The sequence below is a fragment of the Micromonospora sp. NPDC049799 genome (genome assembly GCF_040656655.1).
Lineage (GTDB): Bacteria > Actinomycetota > Actinomycetes > Mycobacteriales > Micromonosporaceae > Micromonospora.
Genome location: NZ_JBFAMU010000913.1, coordinates 1 through 1,067, shown reverse-complemented (window position 1 = coordinate 1,067; position 1,067 = coordinate 1). Strand labels below are relative to the sequence as shown.

The 1,067-nt window shown below is 75.9% G+C and carries 2 protein-coding genes and 1 pseudogene; all 3 read right to left on the bottom strand.

Going from position 1 to position 1,067, the window contains the following annotated elements:
* A partial coding sequence (locus tag AB0I76_RS30595; RefSeq protein WP_357042812.1) for a hypothetical protein occupies nt 1-206 on the bottom strand: 206 nt, incomplete at its 3' end.
* Nucleotide 207: 1 nt separating this feature from the next.
* Nucleotides 208-537 carry a YbaB/EbfC family nucleoid-associated protein gene (locus tag AB0I76_RS30590; protein ID WP_357042809.1) on the bottom strand — a complete coding sequence of 110 codons (330 nt, stop codon included), beginning with the start codon at nt 535-537 and terminating at the stop codon, nt 208-210.
* Between the two features lie 121 nt (nt 538-658).
* A pseudogene (locus tag AB0I76_RS30585) lies at nt 659-1,067 on the bottom strand (hypothetical protein); the annotation flags it as partial.

Sequence of the window (1,067 nt, the reverse complement as noted above, 5' to 3'; positions counted from 1 at the left end):
GCGGCGGCGTGGGCCTCGCGGGCGCGGTCACCGGTGGCGGCCGTCCACTGCCGGTGCAGGGCGCGCCCGATCTCCCCCGGCCGGCCGGCGGCGTCGGCGCCGAACGCGGCCTGGGCGGGGTCGGCCGCGGTGACCGTGCGGGCCACCCCGGCCACGGTCTCGCCGGCCGAGTCCAGCCGCGCGGCGAGGGCTCGCAGGTCCTCCATCTCAGGCTCCCGTGAGCGGACGGTAGGCGGTGAACGTCTCGTTGTGCAGCTTCTCCCGGGCCCACTGGGCGGCGTCGGCGGCGGCGGTCACGGCGGCCTGCACGGACGCGGCGACGTCCCGGGGGTGCCGGTTGTGCAGCGCGCCGAGGAAGCGCACGTCGGTGATGGAGCCACCCGCCGTCACCACCACCTCCACCAGCCCGTCCGGCGAGCGCACGGTGACCTCGACCGTGGCGACCGCCTGGTCGAACTCGGCCTGGAGGGACTCGATGCGGCGGTAGCGCCGCACGGCCTCCTCGATCCAGGCCTCGTCGATCTCGCCCCGCGGCATCGGCGGACTCCTCCCCGGCGAACCTCACTCAGCGTGCCGCCACCGTCACCACGGCACACCGGACCGTACCGCACAGCAATCGCACGTGTCGATGCCTGTGGACAACGGGACGGCCGGGGTGTCAGCCCTTCCACAGGGCGAGCATCATCGCCTCCACGGCGATCCGCGGCTTGACGTTCGCCTCGATCGCCGCCCGGCACTCCAGCACCGCCTCCAGGCGGCGGAGCGCCCCCTCGGCGTGCCACCTCTGCGCGCCGGCCTCGGCGATCGCGGCGGTGTCGGTGTGCACCGGCGCGACGGGGGCGCGCAGCGCCATGGTGAGCGCGTCCCGGTAGAAGCCGGCCAGGTCGACCAGCGCCCGGTCCAACGCGTCGCGCTGCGCCCGGGTCGCCCGCGACTTCTGCCGCCGCTCCAGGTCCTTCAGCTGCCCGGCGGCGCCCCGCATCGCACCGGCGGCGCCCCGGCCCGGATCGCGGTGAACACGGCCATCGGGCTGCTCTTCCTGTTCACCCTGCCGAACGTGGTGCGCG

Coding starts and splice junctions, on each gene's coding strand:
- AB0I76_RS30590 (WP_357042809.1), bottom strand. CDS start 537: ATGCCGCGGGGCGAGATCGACGAGGCCTGGATCGAGGAGGCCGTGCGG.